At 72.3% G+C, this 6733-nt stretch carries 4 protein-coding genes; 2 read left to right on the top strand and 2 right to left on the bottom strand.

Translation table 11 applies throughout. The annotated features are described in order from the left end of the window. Positions 1-1154 precede the first annotated feature (1154 nt). A complete protein-coding gene (locus ABZW10_RS14305; RefSeq protein WP_355364017.1) occupies positions 1155-2843 on the bottom strand; it encodes an NlpC/P60 family protein in 1689 nt (562 codons plus the stop codon). Between the two features lie 336 nt (positions 2844-3179). Here ABZW10_RS14305 and ABZW10_RS14300 point away from each other — a divergent pair, with 336 nt between their 5' ends. Both ABZW10_RS14300 and ABZW10_RS14295 read left to right on the top strand, forming a co-directional pair. Continuing rightward, positions 3180-4376, top strand: coding sequence for an inorganic phosphate transporter (locus tag ABZW10_RS14300; RefSeq protein ID WP_355364014.1), 1197 nt, complete (start codon positions 3180-3182; stop codon positions 4374-4376). Between the two features lie 29 nt (positions 4377-4405). Further along, positions 4406-4663, top strand: a complete 258-nt coding sequence (locus ABZW10_RS14295) for a hypothetical protein (RefSeq protein ID WP_355364011.1) — start codon at positions 4406-4408, stop codon at positions 4661-4663. A 375-nt stretch (positions 4664-5038) separates the two neighbouring features. Here ABZW10_RS14295 and ABZW10_RS14290 read toward each other — a convergent pair whose 3' ends face one another. After that, entirely contained in the window at positions 5039-6589 is a 1551-nt protein-coding gene (locus ABZW10_RS14290; RefSeq protein WP_355364008.1) for an MDR family MFS transporter, read from the bottom strand. Between the last annotated feature and the right edge of the window lie 144 nt (positions 6590-6733).

Raw genomic sequence — 6733 nt, 5'->3', positions numbered from 1 at the left:
AAAAGTCTCCCCCGCGGTGCGGCCGGGGGGCCCCCCCGCCGCTCCCCCCCGGGCCCCCCCCCCGCCAATCTCGCGCAGCTCCCACCGTGCGGGGCCAGGAGTAGGAAGTCGGCCTCGCCGACTTCCTACTCCGCATCCGCCGCCGGCCCCTTGCGCAGAGCAAGGGGCCGGCGGAAACCGTGCTCAGTTCGGCTGCGCTGTCCCAACCACCACGCACAGGAAGTCGGTCCCACCGACTTCCCAGCGCGCGCAAAGGTGACAGACCAGACCCGCCCCACGCCTCCGGAACAGGGGGGACCCGTCGATGTCGGTGGGCCTCAGGCAGCCAGATGGCAGCCCTCGGAGTGGGAAGTCGGCCTCATCGACTTCCCACTCCGCCTTGCTCTGGTGGGGAACGGTTGCTGTCGGCGGCAATCACTCGGGCCGAGCGATCGCCGCCGAGGTCTTCGCGCATGGCGGTGAAGGTGGGGGCTGAAGGCGCGGAGTGGGAAGTCGGACCGGCCGACTCCCTACTCCGCTTCCACCGGTGGCCGCTTGCACGGAGCAAAGGGCCGCCCGATGCCATGCTCGGGTTGGCTGTGCGGTCCCTGCCGTCAGGAGCAGGAAGTCGAAGGGGCCGACTTCCTGCTCCAAGCACCCATCCGTCTACGACAGCCGCAACGTGTGGCCGCCGGTCCCTACTCGGATTGAGCGAGTACCGGCCGGAGCAGGTGTGATGATCAAGGGACGGGCTCTGCAGGTGGAGTGAGAAGTCAGAATGGCCGACTTCCCACTCCACACCGAGCATTCCGCAGCCAAGACATGCAGCGGCGAGGCGCAGCCGAAGCCGCCAGGGCGAAGCCCCCGGCCAGCGGCGAGGCGCAGCCGAAGCCGCCAGGGCGAAGCCCCCGGCCAGCGGCGAGGCGCAGCCGAAGCCGCTGGCCGAGGGCCAGGAGTGGGAAGTCGGCCCCGTCGACTTCCCACTCCCAATCACCCATCCGTCTACGACGGACGCAAGGTGTGGCCCCCGGTTCTCGCTCGGATCGAGCGGGGCCGCCGGGAGCAGGTGCGGAGTGCGAAGTCGGAATGGCCGACTTCCTACTCCGCAGCGGCAAGGCGCAGCGACGGAGCGGCCTGGGCTTCGAGAGGGGTCTCGAAGGCCCGGCCGCCGCGGGTCAGTTCTGGGTGGGCGAGAGGGTGCCGGACGTGGTGGCGGAGGCGGTGCCGGAGGCCGTGGCGGCGTTGGAGCCGGTGGCGGTGGGCGAGCCGGTGCCGGTGGAGGCGGGGGTGCCCGAGGGGGTCTCGGTGGGCGTGCCCGTCGGCGTTCCGGTCGGGGTACCCGTGGGCGTTCCGGTCGGGGTGCCGGTCGGCGTGGACGTCGGCGTCTCGGTGGGCGTGCCCGTCGGCGTGGACGTCGGGGTCTCGGTCGGCGTGCCGGTCGGCGTGCTCGTGGGCGTGCCGGTCGGGGTCCCCGTCGGCGTACCGGTCGGCGTGGAGGGGTCCGGGGTGCCCGTCGGCGTGGCGGTGGGCTCGGGGGTGCCCGGGGCCGCCGGGGTGACGGGCGGCGGGACCGGGGTGCCCGGCGGGATCGGCGGCTGGTTGAGCGGGCTGGGCGCGATCGGGGTCACCGAGTCCCAGCCGGCCGGCAGGTCGGGGACCTTCCAGGCGCCGCCCGCCTCGTCGGCCGCCCCGTCCGGGTCCGGCCGGACGGCGCCGAGGATCGGGTTGGCCCCGATCGGCCCGACCTTGACGTACGAGCCCGGCCGCGGCGCGTGCACGACGAGCCCGCCGCCGATGTACATCGCGACGTGCGTGGCGCCCTCGAAGTAGATGATCAGATCGCCCGGCCGGAGCTGGTCGAGCGGGATGCGCCGGAGCTGCGCCCACTGCTCCTGGCTGGTACGCGGGATCGGCTTGCCGGCGTGCAGCCAGGCCTGCGAGGTGAGCCCGGAGCAGTCGAAGACGTCCGGCCCGGCGCCGCCCCACACGTACGGCTTGCCCAGCTGGGCGAGCGCGTAGGCGACCGCGGCGCGGCCGGCCAGCGACGGGGTGCGCTCGCCCTTGCCGAGCACGCCGGTGGCGAGGAAGGCGAGCTGGGCCTCGTCGGCCTTGGCCTTCTCGACCTGCTCCAGCTCGGCGCGCTGGGCACCGGTGAGCGAGGAGACCAGCTGCTCGACGCTGGCGAGGTCGGCGGCGACCTTGGCCTTGGCGGCGTCCTGCTGGGTGACCAGGGTCTGCGAGGTGGCGAGCGCCTCCTCGTTCTGCTTCTGCAGCCCGCCGAGCGCGTCACGGTCGGCGGTCAGCTTGTTGAGGAAGTCGTTCTGCGAGCGGCTGGCGGCGGCGAGCAGCTCGGCGATGGTGACGGCCTCGTACGGGTCCTTGGAGAGCAGCAGCTCCGCGTAGGCGGACGCGGCGCCGTTGCGGTACTGGGCGGCGGCGAGCTGGGCGGCGATGTCGGTGCCCGCGTCGACCTGCTTCTGCTGGCGCTCCAGCTTGGCCTTGAGTTCGGTGAGCGCGGCCTGCTGCACGGCGACCCGGTCGACGGCCGCGTTGTACTGCTCGGTGGCGGCCTCGGCGCCCTGGTAGAGCGCGTGCAGCTGGTCGAGCAGCGGGCCGAGGGTGGCCTTGGCGGCGGCGAGCGGGTCGGCACCGGCGGGATCGGCGACGGGTGCTCCGGGTGCGGTGGTGGCCGGCGGGACCGGGTCGGCCCAGGCCGCGCCGGAGGCCAGCGGCAGCGACAGGGCGGCTGCCGCGAGTACGGCGCCGCAGCGCAGCGCGGCCCGGACCCAGGCCGGTCGTCTGCCGCCCGCTCCGCCCGCCGGTCGTCCGTCCGTCAGCTCCGCGCGCCGTACCGCCCCGCCCATGGGTCTCGTCCTCCCCGTCCGCCCGCGCTCCGGGGTACCCGGACCTCCGGCAGATCCTGCCACGGGTTACTCGCCGGAAACAGGCCGCGCCCGTACGACGCGATGAATTTTTCACCCTTCCTGTGAGGCAACTCTCAGCAAAACGGGCGAAGCGGGCGGATCTCCACTAATGTCCAGCTCAGCGCGGCGGGCGCAACCCTTCGGAAAGGTCCCGGCAACCCCTACGACACTGTCGGAACCTTGATTCAGACGCCAGTTCACCTTCCGTTCACCAAGCGTCCCTAGCGTCGCGCACGACACCAACGTCAGTGCGACAACTACGACGATTGTTTGGGTATGGAACACATCTCGTTCCTGGTGGCCGTTGTGATCATCACGGCGCTCGCCTTCGACTTCACCAACGGGTTCCACGACACCGCCAACGCGATGGCCACCTCCATCGCGACGGGAGCCCTCCGGCCGAAGATCGCAGTCACCATCGCGGCCCTCCTCAACTTCGCGGGCGCGTTCCTCTCCGTGAAGGTCGCCACCACCATCTCCGGCGGCATCGTCAACGAGAAGGCCGGTATCCATCCGGAGATCATCTTCGCTGCACTGGCCGGCGCCATCCTCTGGAACCTGCTGACCTGGCTGCGCGGCCTGCCGTCGAGCTCTTCGCACGCGCTCTACGGCGGTCTGATCGGCGCCACCGTGGTCGGTGTCGGTGCCAACGGCGTCAACTTCGACACCGTGGTCAGCAAGATCCTCATCCCGGCGATCGCCTCCCCGCTGGTGGCCGGCCTGGCCTCCTGGGGCGCCACCAAGCTGGCCTTCGCGATCACCCGCAAGAGCGACGAGAAGACCGTCGGCAAGGGCTTCCGCACCGGCCAGATCTTCTCCTCCTCGCTGATCTCGCTGGCGCACGGCACCAACGACGCCCAGAAGACGATGGGCATCATCACCCTGACCCTGGTCTCGGTCGGCGCCCTGCCGAAGGGCGCGCTGCCCCCCACCTGGGTCATCGTCTCGGCCGGCGCCGCGATCGCTCTCGGCACCTACATGGGCGGCTGGCGGATCATCCGCTCGATGGGCAGCGGCCTGGCGGACATCACCCCGCGCCAGGGCTTCGCCTCCGAGTCGGCCTCCGCGACGGTCATCCTGACCTCGTCCAGCATGGGCTTCGGCCTCTCCACCACCCAGGTCTGCTCCGGCGGCATCATGGGCGCCGGCCTCGGCGGCCCGAAGGCCGAGCTGCGCTGGGGCATGGTCCGCCGCATGGTCTACACCTGGGGCCTGACCCTGCCCGCCGCCGCCACCGTGGGCGGGCTCGCCGCCTACCTGGCCGAGCGGGGCAACTGGGGCGTCGCCCTGGTCGGTGCCGCCCTGGTGGCCGGCTCGGCCGCGATGTGGGTCATCTCCCGCCGCCAGCCGGTCCACGCGGACAACGTCAACGACGCCTCCGACGTCACCCCGGTCGAGGTCGGCCCGGCCGAGGCCGACCCCGCCGCCGTGCCCGCCTCCCCGACCCCGTCCTCGACCACGGTCGCGGCCTGACCGCCGCCGGCTGAGGAGCTCGAATCACCATGCACATCAAGTGGAACGCCCTGGCCCAGACCGCCGGTGTCAGCTTCGGCATCACCGTCGCCGTGGTCGCCGTCTTCGCTCTCGGCATCCTCGCCCTGTCCCGCCGCGAGGCCGCGCTCACCGCGCGCCGCGAGACGGCCGGTGCCGGCGCCGCCCCGGTGACCGGCGGCCGGCTGGCCCTGGCCGGCGCGTACGCCTGCTTCGCCGTCTGCGGCGCGGTGGTCCTCTACGGGCTGAGCCTGATCGCCCACAAGTAGCGGCACGCGGTACGCCGGAGGGCCGGGAGCGCCACCCCCGCCCCCGCCCCTCCGGCGTTCCACGACGCGCCGGCCAGGACGCGACGCGGCCGGTCACGGCCTGGCCGGCGCACGGGGCCGCCCCTCGCACCGACGGCACGCCGGCCCGCACCCGGCCCTTCGGTGATCGACGAACAACGCGGCGTGGGGGGTACCTCCCGGCCGTCGGGCCGGGGACGCGTCGCCCGGCAGGCGGGAGTTCGCGGACCGCCGCCGCAGCCCGGCCTCCCGAACGCACCGCCCCGCACGACGACCATGGCCGGCGCGACACTACGCCGGAGGGCCGGGAGTGGTGGTCCACTCCCGGCCCTCCGGCGGTGCCGTCCCCGGCGGGTGTCACTCCTGACCGGTGCGCAGCACGGTCTCCCGGATGAACAGCACGGTGACGAAGGCCAGCAGCGCGAACGGCGCCGCCACCAGGAAGATCATGCCGACGCCGTGTCCGAAGGCATCGGTGACCAGCGGCACCAGCTGCGCGGGCAGCTTGTGCAGGTCCGGGATGCCGCCGCCGAGCGAGCCGCCGCCCGCCGGGACGCCCGCGTTGGCCAGGTTCTCGGCGAGGTAGTGGCCGACCCGGTTGTTCATCAGCGCGCCGAGCGCCGAGACGCCCATCGCGCCGCCCATGGTGCGGAAGAAGGTGACCACCGAGCTGGCCGAGCCGAGCTCCGCGCGCGGCACGGTGTTCTGGACGGCGAGGACGAGGTTCTGCATGGTGAGGCCGAGGCCGATGCCGGTGACCGCCATGTAGACGGAGAGCAGGCCGTAGTCGGTGTCGGCCCGGGCGGTGCCGAGCAGGCCGAAGCCGATGGCCAGCAGCAGCGTTCCGCTGACCAGGTAGACCTTCCACTTGCCGTACTTGGTGATCAGCTTGCCGGCGACGGTGGAGGAGACGGCCAGGCCGAGGATCATCGGCAGGGTCATCAGGCCGGCCACCGTCGGGGACTTGTCCCGGGCGAGCTGGAAGTACTGGCTGAGGAAGGTGGTCGCGCCGTACATCCCGATGCCGACCAGCACGCTGGCCAGCGCGGCCAGGGTGACCGTCCGGTGCTTGAACAGGTGCGGCGGGATGATCGGCTCGGCCGCGCGGCGCTCGACGACGACGGCGAGGGCGCCGAGCAGCAGGCCGCCGCCGACCATGACCGCGGTCTGCCAGGAGAGCCAGGCGTAGTTCTTGCCCGCCAGGGTGATCCAGATCATCAGCAGGCTGACCGCGCCGGTGATCACCAGGGCGCCGAGGTAGTCGATCTTCACCTTGCGCTTGACCACGGGCAGCTTCAGGGTGCGCTGCAGCACCAGGATCGCGGCCAGCGCGAACGGGATGCCGACGTAGAAGCACCAGCGCCAGCCGAGCCAGGAGGTGTCCACGATGACGCCGCCGATCAGCGGGCCGCCGATGGTGGCCAGCGCGAAGACGGCGCCGAAGTAGCCGCTGTACCGGCCGCGCTCACGCGGCGGGACCATCGCGGCCAGGCAGATCTGGGCGAGGGCGGTGACACCGCCGGCGCCGATGCCCTGGAGGGCGCGGCAGGCGATCAGCTCGCCGGTGTTCTGGGAGAGGCCGGCCAGCGCGGAGGAGGCGATGTAGATCACCAGCGCGATCTGCAGCAGCAGCTTCTTGCTGGCGAGGTCGGAGAGCTTGCCCCAGATCGGGGTGGAGGCGGTGAGGGTGAGCAGGGTCGCGGTGATCACCCAGGTGTAGGCGGACTGGCCGCCGTGCAGGTCGGTGAGGATCCGCGGCAGCGCGTTGGAGACGACGGTCGACGAGAGCACGGCGACGAAGAGGCCGAGCAGCAGGCCGGAGAGTGCCTCCATCACCTGCCGGTGCGTCATCGGTTGGTCGGTCGTGTCGGCGGCTCCGGTCGCGGCAGGCGTGGCGGTGACGGTCATCGAGGTCCTTCGGAATAGTTGCCTGTGGCAACCATAAGGCCGATGGTTGACCTAGGCAACATTCGTCAAGAACAAGTAAAGCCCGGACCGATCCCGGCCCGGGCCCCTTGCGCCCCCCCTGCCCCGCACGTCGGCTCCCGCCCC

The sequence above is a fragment of the Kitasatospora sp. NPDC004723 genome (assembly GCF_040609255.1).
GTDB lineage: Bacteria > Actinomycetota > Actinomycetes > Streptomycetales > Streptomycetaceae > Kitasatospora.
The sequence above is the reverse complement of the archived record's forward strand: the minus strand, read 5'-3'. Positions and strand labels throughout refer to the sequence as shown.